The 24,844-nt window shown below is 62.3% G+C and carries 22 protein-coding genes and 1 pseudogene; 11 read left to right on the forward strand and 12 right to left on the reverse strand.

Annotation, left to right across the window (positions count from 1 at the left end):
• Positions 1–8: 8 nt before the first annotated feature.
• Positions 9–3,437, forward strand: coding sequence for an ATP-binding protein (locus GDA49_05640; GenBank protein MBC6439887.1), 3,429 nt, complete (start codon positions 9–11; stop codon positions 3,435–3,437).
• A gap of 535 nt (positions 3,438–3,972) precedes the next feature.
• On the opposite strand, the gene GDA49_05645 is transcribed toward GDA49_05640, so the two are convergent.
• The 4 genes from GDA49_05645 to GDA49_05660 form a co-directional block, all read right to left on the reverse strand.
• Complete coding sequence (locus tag GDA49_05645) at positions 3,973–5,163, reverse strand: acyl-CoA dehydrogenase (GenBank protein MBC6439888.1); 1,191 nt, start codon at positions 5,161–5,163, stop codon at positions 3,973–3,975.
• A 131-nt stretch (positions 5,164–5,294) separates the two neighbouring features.
• A complete protein-coding gene (locus tag GDA49_05650) occupies positions 5,295–6,092 on the reverse strand; it encodes an ABC transporter permease (GenBank protein ID MBC6439889.1) in 798 nt (265 codons plus the stop codon).
• A 2-nt stretch (positions 6,093–6,094) separates the two neighbouring features.
• A complete protein-coding gene (locus GDA49_05655; protein MBC6439890.1) occupies positions 6,095–7,012 on the reverse strand; it encodes an ABC transporter permease in 918 nt (305 codons plus the stop codon).
• A complete protein-coding gene (locus tag GDA49_05660) occupies positions 7,009–8,064 on the reverse strand; it encodes an ABC transporter ATP-binding protein (protein MBC6439891.1) in 1,056 nt (351 codons plus the stop codon). The genes GDA49_05655 and GDA49_05660 overlap by 4 nt, the downstream gene beginning before the upstream one ends.
• A gap of 345 nt (positions 8,065–8,409) precedes the next feature.
• On the opposite strand from GDA49_05660, the gene GDA49_05665 reads away from it, so the two are divergent.
• The 8 genes from GDA49_05665 to GDA49_05700 all read left to right on the forward strand — a co-directional run bounded on the left by GDA49_05665 (position 8,410) and on the right by GDA49_05700 (position 14,013).
• Positions 8,410–9,051, forward strand: coding sequence for a hypothetical protein (locus GDA49_05665; GenBank protein MBC6439892.1), 642 nt, complete (start codon positions 8,410–8,412; stop codon positions 9,049–9,051).
• Positions 9,052–9,084: 33 nt separating this feature from the next.
• Positions 9,085–10,245: an acyl-CoA dehydrogenase family protein gene (locus GDA49_05670; protein ID MBC6439893.1), complete on the forward strand. Its 1,161-nt coding sequence runs from the start codon at positions 9,085–9,087 to the stop codon at positions 10,243–10,245.
• Positions 10,242–10,877, forward strand: coding sequence for a glutathione S-transferase family protein (locus GDA49_05675; GenBank protein ID MBC6439894.1), 636 nt, complete (start codon positions 10,242–10,244; stop codon positions 10,875–10,877). Before GDA49_05670 ends, GDA49_05675 begins: the two co-directional genes overlap by 4 nt.
• Positions 10,874–11,707 carry a histidinol phosphate phosphatase gene (locus GDA49_05680; GenBank protein MBC6439895.1) on the forward strand — a complete coding sequence of 278 codons (834 nt, stop codon included), beginning with the start codon at positions 10,874–10,876 and terminating at the stop codon, positions 11,705–11,707. The genes GDA49_05675 and GDA49_05680 overlap by 4 nt, the downstream gene beginning before the upstream one ends.
• A 237-nt stretch (positions 11,708–11,944) precedes the next feature.
• Positions 11,945–12,298 carry a hypothetical protein gene (locus GDA49_05685; GenBank protein ID MBC6439896.1) on the forward strand — a complete coding sequence of 118 codons (354 nt, stop codon included), beginning with the start codon at positions 11,945–11,947 and terminating at the stop codon, positions 12,296–12,298.
• 44 nt (positions 12,299–12,342) lie between these two features.
• A complete protein-coding gene (locus tag GDA49_05690) occupies positions 12,343–12,984 on the forward strand; it encodes a class I SAM-dependent methyltransferase (protein MBC6439897.1) in 642 nt (213 codons plus the stop codon).
• Between the two features lie 155 nt (positions 12,985–13,139).
• Positions 13,140–13,304 (forward strand): hypothetical protein, encoded by a 165-nt coding sequence (locus GDA49_05695; protein ID MBC6439898.1) that lies wholly within the window; start codon positions 13,140–13,142, stop codon positions 13,302–13,304.
• The gene (locus GDA49_05700; GenBank protein MBC6439899.1) at positions 13,294–14,013 is read left to right on the forward strand and encodes a DsbA family protein; all 720 of its coding nucleotides are present in this window, start codon (positions 13,294–13,296) and stop codon (positions 14,011–14,013) included. Before GDA49_05695 ends, GDA49_05700 begins: the two co-directional genes overlap by 11 nt.
• 83 nt (positions 14,014–14,096) lie before the next feature.
• Here the strand turns inward: GDA49_05700 and GDA49_05705 are convergent, their stop codons facing one another.
• The 7 genes and pseudogenes from GDA49_05705 to GDA49_05735 all read right to left on the reverse strand — a co-directional run bounded on the left by GDA49_05705 (position 14,097) and on the right by GDA49_05735 (position 21,665).
• Positions 14,097–14,657 (reverse strand): DEAD/DEAH box helicase, encoded by a 561-nt coding sequence (locus GDA49_05705; protein MBC6439900.1) that lies wholly within the window; start codon positions 14,655–14,657, stop codon positions 14,097–14,099.
• A gap of 45 nt (positions 14,658–14,702) precedes the next feature.
• A complete protein-coding gene (locus tag GDA49_05710) occupies positions 14,703–16,166 on the reverse strand; it encodes a DUF2791 family P-loop domain-containing protein (GenBank protein MBC6439901.1) in 1,464 nt (487 codons plus the stop codon).
• Complete coding sequence (locus GDA49_05715; protein ID MBC6439902.1) at positions 16,163–17,455, reverse strand: DUF2791 family P-loop domain-containing protein; 1,293 nt, start codon at positions 17,453–17,455, stop codon at positions 16,163–16,165. Before GDA49_05715 ends, GDA49_05710 begins: the two co-directional genes overlap by 4 nt.
• Positions 17,452–18,357 carry a hypothetical protein gene (locus GDA49_05720; protein MBC6439903.1) on the reverse strand — a complete coding sequence of 302 codons (906 nt, stop codon included), beginning with the start codon at positions 18,355–18,357 and terminating at the stop codon, positions 17,452–17,454. Before GDA49_05720 ends, GDA49_05715 begins: the two co-directional genes overlap by 4 nt.
• A 14-nt stretch (positions 18,358–18,371) precedes the next feature.
• Positions 18,372–20,663 carry a hypothetical protein gene (locus GDA49_05725; GenBank protein ID MBC6439904.1) on the reverse strand — a complete coding sequence of 764 codons (2,292 nt, stop codon included), beginning with the start codon at positions 20,661–20,663 and terminating at the stop codon, positions 18,372–18,374.
• A 388-nt stretch (positions 20,664–21,051) separates the two neighbouring features.
• Positions 21,052–21,411: pseudogene (locus tag GDA49_05730) on the reverse strand (hypothetical protein).
• On the reverse strand, positions 21,405–21,665 hold the full coding sequence (locus GDA49_05735; GenBank protein ID MBC6439905.1) for a hypothetical protein: 261 nt from the start codon (positions 21,663–21,665) through the stop codon (positions 21,405–21,407). Before GDA49_05735 ends, GDA49_05730 begins: the two are co-directional and overlap by 7 nt.
• 34 nt (positions 21,666–21,699) lie before the next feature.
• Between GDA49_05735 and GDA49_05740 the strand changes: the two genes are divergently transcribed.
• Complete coding sequence (locus GDA49_05740) at positions 21,700–22,401, forward strand: DUF502 domain-containing protein (GenBank protein ID MBC6439906.1); 702 nt, start codon at positions 21,700–21,702, stop codon at positions 22,399–22,401.
• 9 nt (positions 22,402–22,410) lie between these two features.
• On the opposite strand, the gene recG is transcribed toward GDA49_05740, so the two are convergent.
• Positions 22,411–24,492 carry an ATP-dependent DNA helicase RecG gene (recG, locus tag GDA49_05745; GenBank protein ID MBC6439907.1) on the reverse strand — a complete coding sequence of 694 codons (2,082 nt, stop codon included), beginning with the start codon at positions 24,490–24,492 and terminating at the stop codon, positions 22,411–22,413.
• An 87-nt stretch (positions 24,493–24,579) separates the two neighbouring features.
• Here recG and GDA49_05750 point away from each other — a divergent pair, with 87 nt between their 5' ends.
• Entirely contained in the window at positions 24,580–24,843 is a 264-nt protein-coding gene (locus GDA49_05750) for a succinate dehydrogenase assembly factor 2 (GenBank protein MBC6439908.1), read from the forward strand.
• The last annotated feature ends 1 nt before the right edge of the window (position 24,844 follow it).

Below are 24,844 nucleotides of genomic sequence, written 5' to 3' on the forward strand. Positions count from 1 at the left end.
TGTGACACATGGCAAAACCTGCAAGACAACACGTCTTCGAGGGCATGGAGCTTTTGCCGGGGGCTCTGATCCCCTTTGTCGAAAAGCGTCTGGAAAACGCAATCCCGGGCCATTGGCAGCCCCAGCTTGCCAAGCGCGTGAACGGGCTGAATGTGAAAGACGGCCGGATTGTCTGGGATCAGGCAACACTGCTCAAGACAATCATGTTCCAGTGGAAGGAAGCCTTCGCAACGGCGCTGGGACCTGCCGAACGTTCCTGGGTTTCCGAACTGCTCGATGTGCGCAACAGGCTCGCACACGACGAGCACTTCTCCTATGACGATGCCGAGCGCGCCCTCGACACCATGCGCCGCCTGATGGAGTCCATCAATGCCGCTGAACCGGCCGCGCAAATCACCGGAATGCGCGACACAATCCTGCGCACAAAATTTGCCGAACTCCAGCGCAATGAGGAACGTCGCAAGACCCTGCGGTCGGGCATCCAGGTGGCGACCGTGAACGGCCTCCTGCCATGGCGTGAGGTCGTCCAACCCCATGGCGACGTCGCCACCGGCGACTTTCAGCAAGCCCAATTCGCCGCCGATCTCGGCAAGGTTCATGCCGGAAGCGCTCCCGACGAATACAGCAATCCCGGGGCGTTCTTCAGCCGCACCTACCTCACCGACGGCCTGCGCAATCTTCTCATCGGAGCGGCAAGACGGCTCTCGGAGCAGGGCGGCGATCCCGTCGTTGAGCTCCAGACAAATTTCGGCGGCGGCAAGACACATTCCATGCTTGCGCTCTATCACATGGCGGGCAGGACACCTGCGCGGGACTTGCCGGGCCTCGATCAGCTTCTTGAGGAAGAGGAACTCGATGTCCCGGAGACGGTGAGCCGGGCCGTGCTTGTCGGCACATCCCGCGGCCCCCTCGACGTCCTGAACGTCGATGCTGCAAACACCGATGGGAAGGCCGATGGGAAGCGCAAAATCCGCACCACCTGGGGCGAACTCGCATGGCAACTCGGCGGTGCCGGGGCCTTCGACCTGATTGCCGAAAACGATGCGAAGGGCATCGCCCCCGGCTCCAACCTCCTTGAGAAAATCTTCAGGAACTGCGCACCCTGCCTGATCCTGATTGACGAATGGGTCGCTTACCTGCGGCATATCTACGGGGTCGAAGGCCTGCCTTCCGGGTCCTTCGATACCAATCTGTCCTTCGTGCAATCGCTGACGGAAGCGGTCAAGGCCAGCCCGGGCACACTCCTGGTCGCCTCGCTCCCGGCCTCGCAAATCGAGGTTGGCGGCGACGGCGGGCAGGAAGCGCTCACCCGCCTCAAACAGACCTTCTCCCGTGTCGAATCCTCCTGGCGTCCCGCCTCGCAGGAAGAAAGCTACGAGATCGTGCGCCGCCGTCTCTTCCAGGAGATTCCGGGTGACATGCACCCCCACAAGGACAACACGCTCAGGCAGTTCGCAAGGCTTTACCGCGACAACAGCAACGAATTCCCTCAAGGATGCGCTGACGAGAACTATCGGCGCAAGCTGGAAAAAGCCTACCCGATCCATCCCGAGCTTTTCGATCGACTCTATGAGACCTGGGGCACTCTGGAGAAATTCCAGCGAACACGCGGCGTTCTGCGCCTGATGGCCCAGGTGATCCATGAACTCTGGATCAACGGTGATCCCTCCGCGATGATCATGCCCGGCAGCGTTGCAATCGGTTCGGAGCGTGTGGGACCCGAGCTGCTCCGCTATCTCGATACAAACTGGCAATCGATCATTGCGGGCGATATCGATGGGCAGAACGCGACACCCTACAGGATCGACCGGGACACGCCGAATCTGAGCCGCTATTCCGCGACACGGCGCGTCGCAAGAACGATCTTCATGGGCTCGGCACCCACCAGCACGGAGCAGAATCCCGGTCTCGACGACAGGCAGATAAACCTTGGCGTCGTCCAGCCGGGTGAAAAGCCGGCCATCTTCGGCGATGCACTGCGCCGCCTCGCAAATCAGGCGACATTCATGCACAGCGATCGCGGTCGCTCCTGGTATTCGACATCGCCGAGCCTCAACAGGATTGCAGCCGATCGCGCCGGGCAACAGGAGGATGCGTTCATCCTCCTCGAAATCGACCGCGCACTGACAACACATGTCAACGGTCTTGTGAACGGTCATGCCGGGCGCGGGCACTTCGACGCCGTGCAGGTCGCCCCGTCATCCTCGGCAGACGTGCCCGACGAACCGGGCGGAGTCCGTGCCGTGGTCCTCGGTGTCGAACATCCGCATACCGTGGCACGCAATACCGGGGCCGGGGCCGGGGCCGGGGCCGGGGGCCGCGCTACCAAAGAACCCGCTACCAAAGAACCCGCTACATCCTCGCAAGCCCTGATCGAGGCCCGGGACATCCTGACAAAACGCGGCGCAACACCCCGCGTCTGGCGCAACACCCTCGTCTTCCTCTGCGCCGACGCGCGTCGGCTCGACGATCTGAAGGACGCTGTTCGATGGAACCGCGCATGGGACTCCATCGTCAAGGACGTCCAACGGCTCGACCTCAAGCAGAGCGACGAGGCGACGGCCAAAGAAAAGCTGTTGGAAGCCGGGGAAACGATAACGACACGGCTCCGGGAATGCTGGTGTTATCTGCTCTATCCCCGGCAGGACGATGCCCGTGCAGAGGTCGAATGGGTCGCCCGGAAAATTCCCGCACAGGATGGCTTGCTGTCCACCGCCAGCAAGAGTCTGGAGAAGGACGAGGGACTTCTGACCGAGCTTGGCCCGACGCGGCTCGACCGCGATCTTCAGCGCCACAAGATCTGGAAAGGCAAGCCCCATCTCCCCCTGAAGGACCTCTGGGACCATCTCAACCGGTATACCTGGCTGCCGCGATTGCAGCACAGATCGGTCCTCGTGAAAGCCGTTCAGGCCGCGGTTTCGCAGGTGATTCCCGGCCCCTTTGCCTATGCCGGGCGTTTTGACGAGAGCACCGGCACCTATCCCGGTCTGCTCATTGAAGCCGCTGCGAATGCGCCTGTTGTCATCGACAGCGAAAGCGTGATCGTCACCCCGGATGTCGCAGAGCGGCACCGCCCCGCCCCCCGGCCCACATCCGGGGGCGAGGACCCTGCCGGACAGGACACCACAAACGGCACAGGAAAAGACGGCACCGCAAAAGGCGACACGGGAAAAGGCAACACAGACAGCCCGGACCCCGAAAAACTCCCGCCGACCCGCTTCACGGGCACCGTCTCGATCTCTGCCGAACGTCCGGCGCGCGATATGAACCGCATCGTCGACGAGATCGTCGACCATCTGAAAACCCAGCCCTCGGCCAGAATATCCCTCAGACTTGAGATCGACGCCGACCTGCCCGACGGAATGGACCCCGCAAAAGTCCGGACCCTCAGGGAAAACGCCACAACACTGGGCTTCATCGACCAGACAATAGAATAACCCCGGAATAACCCCGCCCCACACGCCCGCGCACGGCATTCCCACCCGTGCCCCCGTCAGTGGCCCCGGTCAGTGGCCCCCCTCGGTGCCCCCCCTCGGTGCCCCCCATCGCCGCGCTCATGTGAAGGCCTGAAGCCCTGTCTGCGCCCGCCCCGGGATCGGGGCGAGCACCCTGTTCCCCGCACTGCGCCACCTCGCCCCTGACCCCGCGCCCCGTTCCCGTGCAGCACGTGACCCCGCGCCCGGTTCCCGTGCAGCACGTCGCACGTGCCCCCGTGCCCCCGTCAGGGACCTCCCTCGGTGCCCCCATCGCCGCGCTCATGTGAAGGCCTGAAGCCCTGTCTGCGCCCGCCCCGGGATCGGGGCGAGCACTCTGTTCCCCGCGCTGCGCCACCTCGCCCCTGACCCCGCGCCCGGTTCCCGTGCAGCACGTCGCCCATGACCCCGCGCCCGGTTCCCGTGCAGCACGTCGCACGTGCCCCCGTGCCCCCGTGCCCCCGTCAGGGACCTCCCTCGGTGCCCCCCATCGCCGCGCTCATGTGAAGGCCTGAAGCCCTGTCTGCGCCCGTCCCAGGATCAGGGCGTGAATGTCATGGGTCCCTTCGTAGGTGTTCACCGCCTCAAGGTTCATGACATGCCGGATGACCCCGTATTCGTCATGGACCCCGTTGCCGCCATGCATGTCCCGCGACATGCGGGCGATATCGAGCGCCTTGCCGCAGGAATTGCGCTTGATGATCGAGATGGCCTCGGGCGCGGCGCGGCCCTCGTCTTTCAGCCGACCGACGCGCAGGCAGGCTTGCAGGCCGATAGCGATCTCGGTCTGCATGTCCGCCAGCTTCTTCTGGATCAGCTGATTGGCGGCGAGCGGGCGGCCGAACTGGCTGCGCTCCAGCGTGTATGTGCGCGCGGCATGCCAGCAGAACGACGCCGCCCCGAGCGCGCCCCAGGCAATGCCGTAACGCGCACTGTTGAGACAGCCGAACGGGCCCTTGAGCCCGCGGATCTCGGGCAAGGCATTCGCCTCGGGCACGAACACATCGGCCATGACGATCTCGCCGGTCGGTCCGGCCCGCAGGCTGAACTTGCCCTCGATCCCGGGCGTCGTCAGGCCCTCCATGCCGCGCTCCAGGATGAAGCCGCGGATCTCGCCCGCATCGTCCTTCGCCCAGACGACAAACACATCGGCGATTGGCGCGTTGGAAATCCACATCTTCGCACCGTTGAGAACATGGCCGCCCTCGGCCTTGCGGGCGCGGCTCTTCATGCTGCCGGGATCGGAACCGTGGTCGGGCTCTGTCAGGCCGAACGCGCCGATGAACGCGCCCGAAGCCAGCTTTGGCAGAAACCTCAGGCGCTGCTCTTCCGTGCCATAGGCATGGATCGGATGCATGACCAGACTCGACTGCACGGATGCCGACGAGCGATAGGCGCTGTCGATATACTCGATCTCATGGGCGATCAGGCCATAGGCGACATGGCTGACACCGGCGCAGCCGTAACCCTCGATGGTCGGGCCCAGAAGCCCCATGGCACCCATGCGCGCCATGACCTCGCGATCCGACGATTCCTCGCGGAAGTCCTTCTTCACCCGATCCGCCAGATAGTCGCGACAGAACTGCCGCGCCGAATCCCGGATCATGCGCTCGTCTTCCGTCAACTGCTCATCAAGCCGGAACGGATCCTCCCACTGGAACCCGACCGCACCCGACCCCGCCTGCTCCATCGCCATCGTCATGCCCGTCATCTCCTGTTTCCATCCCGCAAAATCCCACAAAAACCCGCCAGGTCCCACCCTAATCCCCCAATCAAACCCATTCGCCCACCCCCCTCGCCATGAAGGCCATGGCTGCCGGGTCACTCCCTGGGTGTCCAGGCACCCAGAAGCCTGGGCAGATCGCCAAAGCGCGCAATCAGGCTGAAGACGACCACGGCAAACAGAATGAACATGACCGCCACCGCGGCAATGACCGGCGTGTAGCCGGACCGCAGGCTGGCCAGGATCTGGACCGGCAGTGTCAGGGTCGCGTGTTGGCCGAGGAAGAACGAGATGATGTACTCGTTCATCGAGAGCACCAGCACGAACGCGAAGCCGGCCACCATGTAGGGCAGCACCATCGGAAAGATCACCGTGGTGAAGATGCGCCGACCGTCGGCACCCATGGTGCGGCCTGCCTCGAGGATTTCATCGTCGATCGATTCGAGCCCCAGCGAGATCATCACCAGTGGCAGGGTCACAAGGAATACGCCATGCCCGATGATGATGTTCCAGATCTGCCCGACGAAGCCCACCTGGCTCCAGAACACCAGCATGCCGAGCGCAGTGATCACAGGCGGCAGGGCGAACGGCACGAGGCCCGCAATGAACAGGGCCCTGGCGTAGAACACCTTGTGACGCCACAGGAAACAGGCGATCGGCAAGGCGATCGAGACCGAGATCAGGCCGGCCGAAAAGGCGATGATCACGCTGTTGCTCAGCGCCTCGAACCACTTGGCGGTCTCGAAAATTTCGGGGAACCAGCGCAACGACAAGCCGTCGGGCGGGAAGAACATGCGCTTTTTGGCATTGAGCGACACGCCGGCCACGATGATCAGCGGCGCGGCCATCATGCCGAAGACCAGGGTGAGGAAGGTGACCTTGCCCCAGCGAACCATGGTCATGCCCCGCTGGTCCGGTCGCCGCGACGGAGCCGGACGGTGAGCAGGCTCAAGGCCAGCGTGACGACCATGAAGAAGATCGAAAGTGCCGCCGCGAACGGGATGTTGCCGCGCCCCAGCGCCTGCTCGGCGATGAGCTGCGCCATCATGGTGTCCTCGGGCCGTGCGAGCCATGTCGGCGTTACGAAGGCACCCATGGTGAAGACGAAGAGCAGGATGAAGGCCGCCATGATCGTGCGGTCGAGCAGGGGCACGACAATCGTGAAGAAGGTCTTCACCGGTGAAGCGCCCATGGTCTGCGCGGCTTCGGTCAGTTCGCGGTCAAGCCGGGTGCAGGCCGGATAGAGCACCAGGACGGCGAAGGGGATGTTGAAGAAGCTGAGGCCGAACAGGTTGGCGAGGTAGCTCGGGTACCAGGATCGCGCGCGCTCGACAAAACCGAGCCACTCCGCGACGTTCGGCAGGCCGCCGCTGCGGCTCATGATGACCGACAGCGAGTAGGCGATGATCACTTCCGAAAGCGTCAGCACGCAGAGAATGAAGACCAGTGCGACGATCTGCGGGCGCCGGCGGAAGCGGCTGATGAAAAAGGTGAAGGGCACGGCGACGACGAGCGAGAAGAAGCTCGCCAGCGCGGCGAACTGCACCGAGACCCAGAGATGAGTGGTGAAGAGCGGCGAGAAGAAACGCGCGTAGTGTTCGAGGTCGAAACCGGGTTTGTAGAATGACTCCGTCCGGACCGCGAAACTGATGACCAGCATGATCACGAACGGGATCATGAAGAAGATGCCGATCATCAGGCTCGGATAGATGCCGAAGGGGAACGCCTTCAGGGGGTGGACGATTCCCCTGACGACGACGCGACCGAAGAAGCCCTCGGTCGGGCCGGAATCCTGCTGCAGCGCCCGGTCGGTCATGCCTTCAGGACCACACAGCTTTCGGCCGGCAACTCGACCTTGACCCGGTCACCCTTGTGCACGTCGGGCCGGTCCTTCGGTGTTGCCATGGCGATGACGGGGAGAGCCCCGCATTCGACGAATGTCTCCACGCTTGCTCCGACGTCGCGCACGAAGGTGACGACGCCGTCGAGCCGATTCGGGCCCGCGTTGCTTTCGGGGAAGACATGCACGTCCTCGGGCCGCACGGAGACCACCACCTCGTCGCCGTCGGCGATACCCTCCGGGCGCCCGGCCGTCGCGAATCTGTCGTCGCCGACCAGAATGGTATCGCCGGCAGCCTGATGGGCACGGATGAGATTGCTCGTGCCGATGAACTCCGCGACGAAGGCCGAGGCGGGGTTGCGATAGATCTCGAGCGGCGGGCCCATCTGCTGGACACGCGCGGTCGACATGACCACGACCTCGTCGGACATGGTCATCGCCTCGCGCTGGTCATGGGTCACGATGATCGTCGTGATGCCCAGACGTTCCTGCAACATGCGCAGCTCGACCTGCATCTCCTCGCGCAACTTGGCATCGAGCGCAGAAAGCGGTTCGTCGAGGAGGAAAAGCCTGGGTTCCAGCGCAAGTGCCCGAGCGATTGCGACACGTTGCCGCTGGCCGCCCGAAAGCTGGCCGATGTTGCGGTCAGCGACACCGGGAAGGCGCACGAGTTCGAGCAGTTCGTCTGCGCGCTTGCGGCGCGAAGCACGATCGAGGCCGCGGATCTTCTGCGAGTAGGTGATGTTCTCGCCGACCGACAGATGCGGGAACAACGCCAGCGACTGGAAGACCATGCCGATGTTGCGCCGATGTGTCGGCTTTTCGGTCAGGTCCTCGCCGTCGAGCACGATGTGCCCCGTGGTCGCTCTCTCCAACCCTGCGATCAGGCGCAGCAGTGTCGTCTTGCCGCAGCCCGACGGTCCCAGAAACGAGATGAAACGCCCCTGCGGGATGTCGAGATTGACATCGGTGACCGCCGTGACCGCGCCGAAGCGTTTGGAAATATCCTTGAGTTCAAGTCCGCTCATATCCCCGACTGTCTTCTGCACGCCCCAACAAAAGCCGATGCGCAACCCTAGTGGATGGTCAGGCGTGCCGGAAGAGCAGTTTTCAGATCGGACCGGGCCGATACGTCTGCCACCGATTCGAAATCCGATCGCCCTTCTGATGCCCCGCCCGACCGCCAACACCCGCCTGGCCATGATGCCGCTCCCGCAATCCCTGATTGTCGCCCTGCGTGAATCCGGTCTGCATAGATAAGACCCGGAGCATCTTCGCATCGTCACCCGTTCAGATGGATTCAATCCGAACGGGATATGCTCCAGGCTCCCGGACAGTTCGTTTCTCGCACAGCTCAGGGGGAGGAAGCGGAGGTGACGCAGTTTCCGCATCTCATGTCGCCGCTTCGGATCGGCGCGGTGACGGTCCGCAATCGGATCGTTTCGACAGGACACGACACCGGCATGGCCGACCATGGCGGTGTCATCGGCGACCAGCTGATCGCCTATCAGGAAGCGCGTGCACGCGGTGGCGCCGGCCTGATCGTTCTGCAGGTCGCGGCGATCAGTCCCGAGGCGTGCTACACCTCGCACATTCTGCAGGCGATGAACGACGACTGTATCCCGGGCTACGCGCGCATGACCGATGCTGTCACGGCACATGGTGCGACGATTTTCGGCCAGGTCTTCCATCCCGGCCGCGAGGTGATCGGCAGCGCCGACGGGACCCTTGGCGTCACCTGGTCATCCTCGACCGTCCCGAACGAGCGTTACCATGTCAAACCGCGCGCGATGACGCCGGAGATCATCCGGCAGACCCATATCAGCTACGCCGATGCCGCCGACCGGATGCCCCTCAAACTTCGTGTCGTCGTTGCCGAAGTCGATGCGGATCCTGTTGAACGGCGCGTCAAAGGTGATGTCCCGGACGGGCTCAAGGTCTGCATCGCCGGGGCGTGCAGCCTTTGGGCGGAGAGGGATGGGGCAGGGATGGGATTATTGTGCATCGGCGGATAGTCTTCGCCTTGCCGCCCGATTTCCGGAGTTGCCATGCCGCTCGACCGCGCCATGCTCGATCAGTTTCTTGAGACCGTTACCGGATTTGTCGACGAACGCCTGATCCCGGCCGAGGCCGAGGTCGATGCGACCGACAAGGTGCCCGATGCCATCGTCGACGAGATGAAGGCGCTCGGCCTCTTCGGCCTGACGATCCCCGAGGAGTACGGTGGGCTCGGCCTGGCACCGTCCGAGCAAGTCGAGGTCGCCTGGGCCATCACGCACGCGGCGCCGGCCTTCCGTTCGGCCTTCGGAACCAATGTGGCGATCGGCTCGCAGGGTCTCGTGATCGACGGCACCGGGGAGCAGAAGCAGAAATATCTGCCGGGCATGGCGTCCGGCGAGATCGTCGCCGCGTTCGCCTTGACCGAACCCGATATCGGCTCGGACGCCGGATCGGTGAAAACCCGTGCCGATCGCGACGGCAACGGTTACGTGCTCAACGGCACGAAGCGCTACATCACGAACGCGCCGATTGCGGACACCTTCACCGTCATGGCGCGCACCGACCAGAAGGAGAAGGGCTCGCGCGGCGTTTCGGCCTTCATCGTCGAGGCCAACACACCCGGCATCCGTCTCGGCACGCCCGAGAACAAGATGGGCCAGAAGGGCGCCCACATCTGCGATGTCATCTTCGAGGACTGCCACATTCCCGGCGATGCCCTGATCGGCGGCGTCGAAGGCCAGGGTTTCAAGACCGCCATGAAGGTTCTGGATCGCGGCCGCCTGCATGTCGCGGCCACCTGCTGCGGCGTCGCCGACCGGCTGATCAGGGAGTCGGTCGCTTTTGCCCTGGACCGCGAACAGTTCGGCCAGCCGATTGCCGACTTCCAGCTTGTCCAGGCCATGCTGGCCGACAGCCAGACCGAACACGATGTCGCCTGGGCGCTGGTGCGCGATACCGCCCGGCGTTTCGAGGCCGGCGAGCCGATCACCCGGCTGGGCGCGGAAGCCAAGTACTACGCCAGCGAGATGGTGGGGCGCGTGGCCGACCGCGCCGTGCAGATTCACGGCGGCGCGGGCTATATCAACGATTATCCCGCCGCGCGGCTCTATCGGGATGTCAGAATATACAGGCTCTATGAGGGCACGTCGCAGATCCAGCAGCTCGTGATCGCGCGCGACATGCTTAAGGAGGCGAGGGCGCAACGATGACCTGCACACTTTATGGACGCCCCTGGTCGGGCTCGCTTTGTGTCGAGTTCCTGCTTGAGGAGATGGGCCTGCCCTATGAACGCGCCCTGGTGACAGGCTACCGCGAGAACATCCGGCCGCCGGAGTTCGCGGAGATCAATCCGCTGCGCGCCGTGCCCGCGCTCAAGCTCGGGGACGGTTCGGTCCTGACAGAATCCGCTGCCATCCTGATGTTCCTTGCCGAGACCCACGGCTCGGGCATCTGGTCGCCCGCCATCGGCGATCCTGCACGTGCGCCATACCTGCGCTGGTTCCTGTATCTCTCGGCCTCGCTTTATCCCTCGGCGATGCAGGTCTTCCATCCCGAGAACTACACCGACATCAAGGAGCACGAGGCAGGCGTTGCGGCGCGTGGACAGCATGTCACGAACCGGCAGTGGGCCGTGGTGCGCGAAGCGCTCGGCGGTCGCGAGCAGCTTGTCGGGACGCACATGACCGCGCTCGACATCTACCTCGCCATGTTCGCCAGGTGGTTCGACGGCATGGAGGGGATCGACGACGACGAGTCGATGGCGGCCTTCCGTCAGAACATGCTGACCCGCCCCGCGATCAAGGGTGTGATCTCCAGACACGAGAGCGGCATCTGGGCGTGACAGGGATCGATCTCGAACGGGCCGCGGAGATCGCCCGGCGGGCCGCCGAAGCCCCCTCGGCCATGATCGCAAAGGCCGCGCGCGAGCGGAGTTTCAACATCGAACTCAACGTCGAACTCAAGGCCGACGGCAGCGTCCTGACCGAAACGGACGCCGAGGCCGAACGGCTCGTCCGATCGGTGCTGCGCGACGCGCGCTATCCGGAGGGTGCCGCCATCATCGGGGAAGAGGAGGGCGAAGAGGCGGGCGATGCACCCTGGCGCTGGGTGATCGACCCGATCGACGGTACATCGCCGTTCTCCCGCGATATTCCGACGTACAGCACGCTCGTTGCGCTGCAGGATCTCAGAAGCAGGGCGGTCGTGGCGGGTGCGGCACACCTTCCGGGTCTGGCTGAAACGACCTGGGCTGCGCGCGGACTCGGCGCGTTTCGTGACGGCTATCCCGTGCGCGTCTCCGGCCGCACCGACCTCTCCGAGGCGATGATTTCGACCGGCACGCCCTACCAGTACCGCCGCAGCGGCGCCGAACATCTCTACGGTCGCCTGTTCGAAGCAACCGGGGAGCTACGCGCCTTCGGGGACGTCTATCCCCATGTCGCCGCCGCTCGTGGTGCTGTCGATGCGGTGTTCGATCCCGATCTCTCGCTGTGGGACTTCGCGCCCAGCAAGGTCATCATCGAGGAAGCGGGCGGCGTCTGCCTGGTGCGCGAGACCGGACGGGGCAGGGGCCATGACGTCCTGCTCGGTACGCCAGCTATCGTCGAACAGCTTGCGGTGATCCTGGACTTCCAGGTTTCAGAGCCCGTCCCGCCGTCCGGTATGTTCTGACTCGTGACGGCTGTCGCCGCCTCGGCCGCTCGCCCTCTTCGCGAGCCTGGGCTTGAATCAGGGCTTCAGGCGATCGGGAACGTGGGGCGGCATCGCGTAAGCCAGCACATTGAAGCTCATCGACACGACCAGCCCGCGACAAGGGTGTCTCACGGGCTTGATTGCGTGTACGGTCGAGGTCGCCGCCGTGAGCAACAACCTCTGTTTCGCCTCGATTGCCGAACCCGACACAGTGCGATGGACGTCAAGCACGCCAAGCTGGAACAGCGCCGCGGCGGCGCGCAGATGGCGCAGTTCTTTGAGGATTTCGACATCATGCCGACGGCAACCACGGCGGTGACCGCATTTGATATGGCCATGACCATCCTGATGGCGGCGTGCGTGCCGACCTGCTCTGGACCGGCACGCTCTACGCCACCGACTTTGCGCGCCAGCCCGGATTCAGTGTTCCTTGCGGCCTGCACGTCGTCGGGGCACGCCACAACGATGCGCTCGTCCTGCGCGCAGCACGCGCCTGCAAAGCCCGGGTTCAGGACATCGGTCGCCCGCCGCTCGCCTGATCGCTGTCATTTTGATGGGTTGTTGATGTGAACCATAACTTCCTTACTCCCCTTACTCCGCTCACCCGATCGTCGATGGACGATGCGGCCAACCGCCGCGCCGAATGGCATCGCTATTATTCGGAAAAACGCATCGGTCAGCAGTGGATGCAGGTCAATCTGCTCGCGGGACTTGACATCACTTCGGTGCTCGAGGTGGGGCCGTATCTCGGGTTGGTCACGGCCATGCTCGACAACGCAGGGTACGACGTCACCACGCTCGACCTGTTCGCGCCGCCCTTCGAACGTCCCAGGCGACCAAGCATCGAAGCCGATCTCACCAGCGTCACCGCCGATCTCACCAGCGGCTTCGATGCCATAATCTGCTGCGAAACCCTTGAGCATCTCAGCTGGGACGATGCCCTGCCGATCCTCAGGACGTTCCACGAAAGCGGCGCGTACCATCTCGTGCTGTCGGTTCCCTATGAAGGTTTCCAGCTCGGATGGTCGCTTTACCTCAACCCTTTCACCTGGCGTCATGCCTTCTCGCTGAAGAAGCTACGCAGCCGGAAGGCCTTCAAGGTTCACGACGATCCCTGGGGCCACAAATGGGAGCTGGGCTACAAGGGTTACACCATTGAGCGCTGGGAAGCGCTGATTCGTGAGGCCGGCTGGACCATCCAGCAGCGGACGTTTACCCATCCCTGCCGCAGCGTCTTCCACCTCTGCGAACGCTGAGGCCATGGCACACCCGGGTTTCGGCGACGGCATCAGGCGCGACCTGTCACGAGTCGTCACCCGCGTCATCGGGGATGACGCAGGTCGGCGCCGGGATGTGGCGGTGCCCGCCAGATACGCACAGGCCGGGCGTTGTGACGCTCGAACCGGGCTGCATGAACCAGGCGGAGGCCCTGGAGGGCAAAAGCCGCAGCGTCGTCGCATGGCCCGCGCCGGGCTGGCGCTCCGGTGGCGTCTGTGCCATTGCCATCGGCGAAGAGAACGGCGACCGCATTGCGGGTACCGATCCCCGACGGGAGTGCACGGCCCTTGCCCGGTGACGACGACAAGCGGAACGAGATCAGACGCGCGGTCGACAAGGCGTTCGCAGAGGAACGGGCACGCCGTTCGCCGCGCCAGACACTGATCTGGATCGTGGGCGCACTGGCGGTGGTGTTTGTCCTCGCCCAGACCGGTTTCTTCGGCCAGAGCCGGGACGTCACGGCTCTGGTCGACGTCGATACGGCCGAGGTCGATCGCCTGCTGCAGGAGTCACCCATCCTGCCGGTGATCGGCAATGCGAGCCGCGACGGCGTCCGGATGATCGCGTTCTTCGACTACGCCTGCAGCCATTGCCGGCATATGGCGCCCGTTGTCGACGAGGCCGTCGCGCTCACCGAAGACCTTCACGTCGTGCTGCTTGAATATCCTGTCCTGGGACCGGAATCGGTCCTGGCGGCACGATATGCACTGGCCGCGAAGCTACAGGGCAGCTATGGCCCTTATCATCGCGCGTTGATGTTCTCGATTGTGCCCTACACCGACGAGGGGCTGACCGATCTCGGGGCAAATCTCGGCCTCGATCCCGACCGTCTGCGCGAGGACGCCCATGGTGATCCTGTTGCCGAGACACTGGCGCACAACCGGGTCATCGGCTCGGCGCTTCAGGTCGACGGAACGCCGACATTCGTCGTCGGCGACCTGCTCTTCGTCGGCACCATCGACGAAAGCACGCTCTTCGGCCTGATCTCCTCCCAGCGCGCGCCATAGGGCGTTCGCCACAGTGTTTTCGCCACGGTGTTATTTCACCGCCCGCGCCGGTGACGGTGGCCACGCATGCCGCACGGTCGACATCAGGCAGGCAACATCGCCTCCAGAGTTTCGATGACATCCGCCTCCGCCGCCGGCTTGTCCCAGCGTATCCGCGAGATTCGGGGAAACCGCATCGCGATGCCGGATTTGTGCCGCGTGGATCGCTGCAGACCCTCGAAGGCGATCTCCAGAACAAGCTGCTGCCCGACGGCACGCACGGGGCCGTAGCGGTCAACCGTGTGGCTGCGCACCCATTTGTCGAGATGCCGGAGTTCCTCGTCGGTGAAATGAATTTCGTCCACTACCACCGATCGCACCGAATGCAGACGTTCCGGGTGCCTAAGCTGCAGGGAGTCGAGCGCCTCCGGGGTCACCACGACGCAGAAGGCTCCTTCTGCGCGTGAGTACTCGTGGCGGTCGCCAGTGTAGCGAGCGATCGTCCCAGGGTGCTTGATGCCCAAATAGGCGACCAGGCGCTCGTAGAGGTCATTTACGAGTGCCTTGGTCGGTGCCACGTAGATCGTGGACAAAGCCCTGCGTCGGAAACTGACATGCCGCTGATAGAGCGGCGCGACGGCCGCTTCCGTCTTGCTCGAAGCTATCGGCGCAAGGCGTCCGGTATCATACGCGCCAGGTCGGCTCGGCTGTTACTCATCCCAGGGCATCACCTCCCCTGAAATCTGTTTGACCGCGTCATCAATAATCGCAAGTAGCTCATTGCGATCTACAGCCGCCGGCCGGCTCAGCAGCACCGCCGCCGGAAGACCGGCCATCTTCGTCCAGTTCCGAAGCAACTTCTCAGTGTCTGGTATCTGCTCAAAATGCTCCCGCAGGACAGCAGTAATTTGCTTGCACAAGTCCGGATCCGAAAGCAGGTTCACTTTCGGTCCGAGATGGCTTGAGGCCTCGGTCAAGAACCGGATTGCCCATGCCTCGTAATCTGCAGCACGCGGTGGCTTAAGGTAAACGACCTCATCCGGCGAGTGAATGAGCACGCTCATCTCGCCAGCCTTTATCTTGAGGTCCTGCGTGTCTTCACCCTCCGTCAAGCCCACGAACAAACCGAAATGCGGGCCTTCTCGCCAGAACGGCGGAACTCCCGTCATCTCGTAATCACAATTCGGATCCTGAAGATCCTTGCGAGGGGGATGAGCACATCGCGCTAGCACATCGAAGAAATTGTTCGCCCTGAGGTACCGATTGATTGAATAGGTCCTGACATGCTCGGCTTCGTCGATGATCAAGGCCAATCCCTTATATCCCAGAGCCTTCAACACTTCGTGCAGAACCACCAGATGAAAAGCATAGATAAGTCCGGTGTCTTTGGTCTGTGGCATCTTCGGAATCTTCCCTCGGTAGCCCTTGCGCCACGTGACCTTGCGAATTGCACTAATGAGTTTGACCTGCCCTGCCAGCCAGTTGACCGCTGAGACATAATCAGGATCGTCGCGACGATGCGTAAGAAACTGTAGCGCTTCGATACCGTTCCCAAACCACTGCGATGCCTTCAGGTACTTGAGCGATCGCACAGTCATCCAGTTCTCTCGAATCTCCTTGATGAGATCGAAGAAGTCCTCGTTCCGGCTGCCATCGCTGCGCATCGGGAACTCCAGGCCTGTGATCAGTTCCTGGTAGACTGAGAACGGCTTGGCCGGATCGGCAGCTTTAGGGTCAAGCTCGATCAATGCCGTTACCCAGCCCTCACACAGCGCGATAGCTCGAACAAGCCTCAGATGGTGGGATTTGCCTGAGCCATAGTAACCCATGAAGATACGAGACGCTCCGCTGCGAGGAGCATCGTCAAGGATCCTACGCATATCGGCCGAGATCTGGTCCCCACCTATCGTCAGCTTGATCAACTGGTCGGGGTTCGATGGCACCACGCCCAGATTGACCGCTTCGAACGATTGTCTGAAGGCTAAATCGGTGCCTTCTCGCACTGGCGCCTGTTTCAGGACCGGACTACTGCCGTTCGGACGAGGCAGCAGTTCTCCGACTTCAACATCGAACGTCTCCCCGAAGAACTCAACGGTAGCCGTCTCGCCGAGCAGAGCGAGAACCTGGCCGATGCCAAACTCCTCGTGCTCAACTTGATCGCCAGCCTTGATCACGCTGCCTCACCCTCCAGAGGAGGTTCGTTGTCGTTCACGAAGTCGTTGGCTTGCTCATTGCTGATTGCGCGCTGGGCCTCGCGCTGGCCGTTCAAGAAGCGACAGTACTGGTAAACAAAGAAACGCGGCTTTGGGGTCTCGAATAGGCGGTCTTTCTGCGCCTCGACGATCGCCTTCATATTCGCTCTCTGGAGACTTTGGTCCCACTCAACATCATACGCCTTGGCGAAGACTGTTAGAAGTCGATCACCGATCTGAAAAATTACATCTTCAGAGTTCGCTTCTTCGATGTTGATCAATGGTACCTGCGGGCTCCCACGCGAAAACGCTACCGTCCCGATGCGATCCTGCAACGCTCGATATGTACTGATCACCTCTGACCGAAAATCGGGTGTGGCAGCGTATAAGAACATCACGCCACCAAACTCGCCTTCCGCGTTCTGGTTGATCATCGTGAGGAGGTTCTCAATTGCCTGCTTTTGCTTGACAGACCCTCTCCTAAAGGAAGACGTGCGAGTTCCCTCATCGAACGCGATCAGGAAGCCGCGATAAGCCATCCGAGTCCGAAGGAAAGTGATGACCGTCTTTAGCCGACGAAAGGCATTGTCATCTCGTGCCGGTTCGAAGAGGCCCATCGCCTTCAGCCCCGTCGAGCGAACATTATCGCCCCTGACCCATGAAATGAGTTCGCTATCGGCCACCGCCTCCGTTGCACCGCAGTTTGTCTTCAGGAGACGCTTGCTGAGCTCCTTCAACGCCGAGGCCATCTGCGTATCCGGCGCCCCCTTCCACAGACCCCCGAGCTGGTCCTCAATCCGGCGCTGGACAAGGTCAGGAACGTCGGACCCCGGCTCTGCGCCATGCTGGCGAATGCGCGTGCTGATCCAGCTGTCAATCAGCACCTCGATTCCCTTCGCATCTGCAGTGTCCGCGTCGGCAGGAGAAGGAGGCTGGAAGGATTGCATGATGGCCCGGAAGATGGCCGCCGGGGAGTTGAACGGACATTCAGTGCCAACGGTCACAAGAGCAGTTACGACATCGTTACTGGCCGCGCGCTGAGCGAGACTGTTGATGAACTGCGTCTTTCCGCTGCCATAGTCCCCTTCCAGGTACTTGAAGCATCCGATGCCATCGGCGAGATAGCCGCAGAAATAGTTCTCACCGAGCGCATCAATGATGTCCTCTGTCCCGACGTTGATAAAGTGGGAATAGCGTCCTGGTGCGATAGGAGAGTTCAGAAGGATACTTATGAGACGGCGTGCGTCCACTTTTGAAATAGCGACTGTCATTTCTTCCTCCCGATCACTTTACTAGTACGCCGAATGTAGATCATCGGCCTGACAACGGTGCCCTCTGCATTTCCAGGCACAAAAAATGCCCGCGACTTCGATCCGTGCGCTTGATTGAGAGTTGCGGGTACGAGCTCGAAGTTTGGTCCAGATGAGGTTTTTTGGTGCTGACGCCAATTAATCAGATTGATAATAAAGACAGCATCGGGAACATCTCCGAAGTTTCTTCGCGCAGGACTTTTCCAGAAGCGATCGTCCTGAACGGCAATCTTGAAGAGGCGCGCGACATCCGTGATCAAGACATTCTCGTCTTCGCTAAAGTGCCGCGCCATGCTCCAAGCGAGCGACAGCCTGCCCAGGAACTGATCAACAGGCATCGTCGACTTTTTGGCAACCCTCTCGGAAGCTTCGTATGCTCTTACGACATAGTCGACGTCCGCCGGAATCTTCGAAATCATGGCGTAGTGTGGTGTCATCGACCACGACCAGCTCAAGCCGCTCTTGTCCGGCACCAAAATGAAGCGTCCAGCAAAGAAGTGATTATTCTTGTTGCCGGTATTCACCCCATCGAGTTGGCGAAGCACCTGCAAAGCAAAGCGCCGTTGGTTCTCAGGGTGACGCATCTGGTCTGCATGGGCGTCGACGGCCCTCTGGGCTGCCTCCTTCTCATGGCGGATCGCGGGTTCCCTGGTTGCCTCCTCAGGAAGCGAGAGGGCAAGAAACTCCTGCTGACGCTCTATTGTAGCAGGTGGGAGATCAAGGCCCTCGGCGCGGGTCTTGCCTTGACCGAGTATTCGGGGGAGGCGAGCCGCAAGTTTTCCCTTCGCATTCGCGAGCAGACCAGTCTTATCGACGTATCTTTCGAACTCAGGGAAGAGCTGTGCATCGGCTGTTTCTGTCATTTTTCTTCTTTCTGTTAGGACTGGATCACATCGAATAGTGACTTGTCCAATTTGCGGAGCAGTGGGGGGTACTCGCTGCAGATCAGAGCCAAGCGACGCGCAGGGCGGGAAAGCGCAACGTATGCCCGGTTCAGCGTGAAATTCAGTGCGGCGCTCTCGACGTCTTCCAGGCCCAGCACGATGCATGCATCAAACTCGAGGCCCTTGATTCGCTCCACCGAGGACGTCAGCAGACCGTCGCCGGATGCGGCCCAAATCGGCGCAAGAGGAGTATCGATTGCCGCCAGTTCCTCGCGAAGGACATTCAGCGCCTGCTGGTCCTCGTTGATCTGCAGAAGTGCGATACTCGAGACCACATCAGATCGGCGTAGAACCGCGACAAGCTGCTTGATACGTCGTGCATGATCCTGGTGCGGCGCCACAATAAGCTGAGGCTCTTTGTCCTCCAGCATGCTGTTCACGTCAAAATCTGGCTTTTCTCGAAAGGCTACCTCGTAGAACCCCTTCAGGAAGCAACCAATCTGCTTGCTCTGCCTCATGTTCTGAGCAAATGGATAGTACTGCTCAGCATCCTTGCGTCGCAAGGAGCGCCCGATGCGAAGCGCTTTGGCGTTACGCATGCCCTGCACGGGACTCACGATTTGCCGAAAATCTGCGGAAACGGTCAGTGCGCCGTCGGGGTCCACGAGCGAGCCGAGAAGGGACGCCTCCGCCACCGTGAGATCCTGAGCCTCGTCAATGGCGACGTGCGTCCATCGATCACCGTCAACTCTGACCGGGCTCAGTGCCGAAGGCATCTCTCTGAACCGCCCTTGAGGCTCCAACTCTACCGGCAGAGCAAAGCGAAGAAGCCAGGCGATCCACGGAACATCCTCGGGGCCGTAGGTCCGCTCATTCCATTCACGTTGAGCGTTGGCGAGGATCTCAGCTTCGTTCACACGGCCTCCGGTGCCGCGCTGCATCCGGTCTGCGGCTTCTGACTCTCTTGTTCCGAAGTAGCCCGCGATGGCGCTCAGCGGGTCGTACACCCAGTAAAGCCATTGCTGGAATGTTTCATCAAACTGCCGACGCTCGGCTGGGTTCATGCGGTCGCGCGCACCAGCGTATGGCTGCGTCACCTTTGAGAATACTGCTGCCATGGAAAGAGCCGACGAGGCCGGATCACGCCCCATATTGGCGGTCTCTGCCGAGCGTCGGAGTACGGACGCCAGCGTTGCGAGCTGAGTCGCTGCACCTGGTGTTAGGCTTGCCCATTTGGCATTCGCTCCATGCTGAAGACGTTCTGCCACTTGACGCTCGTAGAGTTCCCAGAGTCCAACGAGGTCGTGCCACTCAGAAAGCCCCGGGATGGCGCTTCTCGCCGCTATCTCCAGTTGGGAAAGCCTTTTCTGCCGTGGGCGCGCGTCGTGCTTATACAGCCAGACCTGATCGACATAGTTACTGATAAAATCGGTTACGCCTTCAACGACGGATGCAGGGATCGCCAGCTGCTTGCTCAGGAGAGTCTTTGTCTGACCAGCCAGATTTTCGTTCGCCAGGAAAACGCGCGTGAGATTTGGCGCGTACTTCACCAGGCGACCAGCGTCGTCGCGCTGGTCCTGCTGATCAAAGAGAAAGCGGATCCGCTGAAACGCGACGGTCGTCTTTCCTGATCCCGGTGCACCAGTCACGATCATGAGGCCGCTCATCCGCGATACGAAGGCCTGCACCTGATCCTTCGTCATCTCTAGCTTGACGGCCTTCAAGCCGGTCTTCGGCTGTACAGCCCGACGAGGACGCACTGCACCGCCAGGCTGATAGACCGCCGATATCTGTGGCAGCGAAGTGTCGAAGCGCGCCTTCGACAGCGGTTCGACACCACGAAGCTTAAGGCCACTTGCCTTCACATCTCCGAAGTCGCCGAGGTCCGTGGACAGAGCCAACTGGAGGCCCGGATGCGTCCAGGACAGAACGGCAATGCTGGACGGTCCATCCTGAAATTCTTCATTCACCGAGGAGTCGACGTTCGCATACCAAAGCTGTTCTTTCTCAATGATCTCTCCACGCTTGTCTACAACCTCAGTGTTGACTTCGACCATGGCCTGGAACGGATCCAACTCGATCGCTTGTAGGGATTCGCGACGCTTATCCGCGTAGTCCTCGCGATTCCGATCGTGTTCGTTGGGACCATGCAGCCTACTTCCATAGGGCGCAGGCGGTCGAAACCGGGCCAGCTCATGTCGCGCGCATCGAACCGCGGCTTGCGCGTTCGCTTGGTCGCGTGAAATCCGCTTGTCCAAGTCGCCGTGCTCAATTGGTTCGTTCATGGCTGCCCTCATCACTACTCGTGAGGTTACGCAATCCGCATATCTCTTGTCAAGCGGACCTGATAATGATTGTTTGGGGCCTACGCGCGCGTGACTGATCCTCATTCTCGGCCAGGCTGTCCTCCTCGGCGAGGCCACTGGTGCGCACGATTGCAGGGCACCAGCGAGGTCTTGTTCATGCGCTTCTGCTTCGCGAGCAATTCCAGCGCCCGGAACCGCTGCCCGCGGGGATCGTGTATATGCCGGTCTCTGCGCCGCTCGCGTCCAGCACCGGCCGCACGGTGATGGAACTCAAGAGCGTCCGCCGCGCGATGTCCTCGGCCAGTTCCTCGATCGACACGCCCGCCTTGACGTGGCGCACGTTCGACTGGCTGAGCATCAGCTTGTTGTCGAAGACACTCTCGGGTGGGCGGCCTTCCATGGCCAGAACCGTCTCGACGATCCGCCCCGTCTCCGCCTTCGAGAATCCGCGCTTGCGCAGGACGTCCTGACGGTCGTCGTCTGACCGTGCGCAGGTAGAAGTTGCGATGCCGAGCGTCTTGGCGCCCACCTCCGGGTTCCAGCAATAGAATCCCCGGAAATGGAGGTCGGGCGGTTCATCGGTCGGCAGCCCTGCATCGATCGGGTTGAGGTCGTCGACGAGGAACAGGAAGACGTCGCGGTCCGAGGCGTAGAGCGTCGTTGTCTCCTTCGTCACGTCCACGCGTGGGTTGTTGATGCCGGGAGCACATCGGGGACCTTTCAGCACGTGTCGCCAATGCCGTTGCCGGCAATGCGCTGCACGACATGCGACGGTGGGCACTCACTGATCTCGAACTGCTCGATCACGGCAGCCGTGTCGGACAGCGCGTTGAGACTGCGGTCGGGATTCGAGAGGAGGAAACCCGTGCCAGAGGCCTCGATGTCTCCGACACGGGCGCCCTTTCGGAGAATGAAGTCCGGTGCCGCATTGAGCGCCCTCGTGTCTTGCTGTTGCCCCGGAGCAGGTTCATAACGCTGCAACACTCCGCATCGCACGTTCGTCCGGGAGACGTCGATGGATCAAGGCAGCGAATCGCACGACCGACCGAGGCGCAGCTTCTGGGCGCGCCTCAGGAACTACTTCATCACCGGCATCATCGTCGTCGCGCCGATCGCGCTGACGATCTACCTTGTGACGCTGGTCGTCGGCTTCATTGACGAGAGCATCCTCCCGTTGCTCGGCGAGCGGTACAACCCGGAGACCTACCTGCCGTTCGCGGTGCCCGGTATCGGGGTCCTGATCTTCGTCATCGCGATCACGCTGATCGGCTGGATTGCCACAGGCCTGGTGGGGCGCACGGTTGTGCGCGTGGGCGAAAACCTGCTCGACCGCATGCCGGTCATCCGTTCGGTCTACTCGGCGCTCAAGCAGATCTTCGAGACCGTCCTTGCGCAGAACTCCCGGGCGTTTCGCGATGTCGTCCTGATCCCCTATCCGCGCCAGGGATGCTGGGCGATCGGGTTTGTGACCGGCACCACCAGGGGCGAGGTAAAGGACACCATCCAGGACGAGGTGGTCAATGTCTTCCTGCCGACCACGCCGAATCCCACGTCGGGTTACCTGCTGTTTCTGCCGAAGAAGGACGTGATATTTCTCAGGATGAACGTCGAGCAGGGGATCAAGCTGGTAATTTCCGGCGGCGTGGTGACACCCGATGTTGCCTCCGACAGGCCCGACGGTGACGTCACGCCGGCCCCCGGAGGCCGGGCAGGGTAACGCTCGGCGTCAGCCCGAGCGCAACAGTCTGACGGCCGCATCCCGTTCGAAGAGATAAAGCAGCACCCGCAGGGCCTTGCCACGTTCGTCCGACAATTCGGGATCGCGCGCCAGGATCAGCCGTGCATCGTCCCGCGCGGCGGCCAGCAGATCGGCCTGCGCGATCACATCGGAGATTCGGAACTGCGGAAACCCGCTCTGACGCGTGCCCAGGAGCTCGCCGGCACCGCGCAGACGCAGATCTTCTTCGGCGATCTCGAAGCCGTCCTCGCTCTGGCGCAGAATGTTGATACGCGAGCGCGCCATCTCGCCGAGCGGCTGGGCGTAGAGCAGAAGACAGCTCGACGGTCGGTCTCCACGTCCCACGCGCCCGCGCAGCTGATGGAGCTGGGCCAGACCGAAACGTTCGGCATGCTCGATCACCATGATGGTCGCATCGGGCACGTCGACGCCGACCTCGATCACCGTTGTGGCTACGAGGATGTCGAGGTCGCCGGCAACGAACCTCTCCATCACGGCATCCTTTTCGCGCCCCTTCATGCGGCCGTGAATGAGCCCGACGCGATCCCCGAAGGTGATCGAGAGCGCCTTGTGTCGTTCCTCGGCGGTGGCGAGGTCGCCGACCTCGCTCTCCTCGACAAGGGGGCAGAGCCAGTAAACGCGGTCGCCGCGCCCGATGGCGCGCGCTACGCCCTGGATGACCTCACCCAGGCGATCGAGCGGCATGGCGCGAGTTTCGACAGGCTTCCGGCCTGCCGGCTTCTCTGTAAGCCTGGAGACGTCGAGATCGCCATAGGCAGTCATCTGCAGCGTGCGCGGGATCGGCGTGGCGGTCATGACCAGCACGTGGACGCCCTGTCCCTTGCCGGTCAGAGCCAGTCTCTGGTGGACACCGAAACGGTGCTGTTCGTCGATCACCACCAGCGCAAGATCGTGGAAGGCGACATCACCCTGAATCAGCGCATGGGTGCCCACGGTGATCTGCGCGCGCCCGGCGGCAAGCCGCTCCAGCTTTTCGGCGCGGGCCTTGCCCTTGTCGCGACCGGTCAGCAGAACGACCTCGACACCCGCGGCCTTGACCATCCTGCTGAGAGTCGCATGGTGCTGCCGCGCCAGGAGCTCCGTCGGCGCGAGCAGAGCTGCCTGGCACCCGGTCTCGACCGCATTGAGCATGGCCATCAGCGCGACCAGTGTCTTGCCGCTTCCGACATCGCCCTGGAGAAGGCGCAGCATGCGTTCGTCCGTGGCCATATCACCGAGGATCTCGGCCACTGCCATGCGCTGCGATCCGGTCATCGAGAAGGGCAGGGCACGTTCAACCCGTTCGAGCAGGGCACCGTTGCCCTTCACGGGCCGGCCGCGTGCCTTCTTCTGTGAAGCCCTTACCAGGGCCAGGGCAAGCTGGTTGGCCAGAAGCTCGTCGAAGGCCAGGCGTGCACGCGGCAGGGCGTTGCGCTCCAGATCGAGCCTGTCACGCGGCGCGTGGGCCTGGCGCACGGCCTCGTCCCACGGGCTCCAGCCCTGTTTCTCGAGCCAGGCGCGATCGATCCACTCCGGCAGTTTGATCAACCGGCTGAGCGTGCCGGCAACGGCTTTGCGCAGGACCTTCAGCGTCAGGCCTTCGGTCAACGGGTAGACCGGTTCGATCTGCGGCAGATCACGGACCTTGTCGGGCGTCACGACATGGTCGGGATGGACCATCTGAAGATCGTCGCCGTAACGCTCCAGCTTGCCGCTGACGATCTGTACCGTGCCGACGGGGAGGAGCCTGGTGAGGTAGTCCTCACGGGCGTGGAAGAACACCAGGGTCAGAAGGCTGGTGTCGTCGTGGCAGGCGATGCGATAGGGTTGGCGTCTGTTGTGCGGTTTGCGATGCTCGCCGACCGTCACCGATACCGTCACGATGCCATCCGGTATGGCGCTTCCGAGGTCAGGCACCATGGTTCGCTCGATGATGCCGGTGGGCAGATGCCACAGCAGATCGACGATCCTGGGACCGGCGACCTTTTCGACCAGCCTGGCGAGACGCGGCCCGACCCCGTCGAGCCCGGTCACAGGCGTAAAGAGCGGAAAGAGAATCTCGGGCCGCATGGGTCCAGCATAGAGCCGCGCCGGCAGGTGACATACCGGGAAGCTCAGGCTACAGGGTGACTTTCCACAACCTGCGACCAGGAACGGATGATTCTCGAGATCAGGCACCGGACGATCAAGCGCCTGCGCTACCGCGCCTGGCATCGCGGTACGCGGGAGCTCGACCTTCTGATCGGGCGTTTCGCCGATGCGCACCTGGAGGCGCTCGACGACGGCCAGCTTCACCGTTTCGAGCTCTTGCTCAATCAGTCCGATCCCGACATGTACGACTGGATTCTCGAGCGGCGCATTGCGCCACCGGTGCAGCAGTGTGACGTTCTTTCGCTCCTGATTGCGTTTAACAAGACGTGAT

The sequence above is a fragment of the Rhodospirillales bacterium genome, assembly GCA_014323865.1.
Classification (GTDB): domain Bacteria; phylum Pseudomonadota; class Alphaproteobacteria; order SP197; family SP197; genus SP197.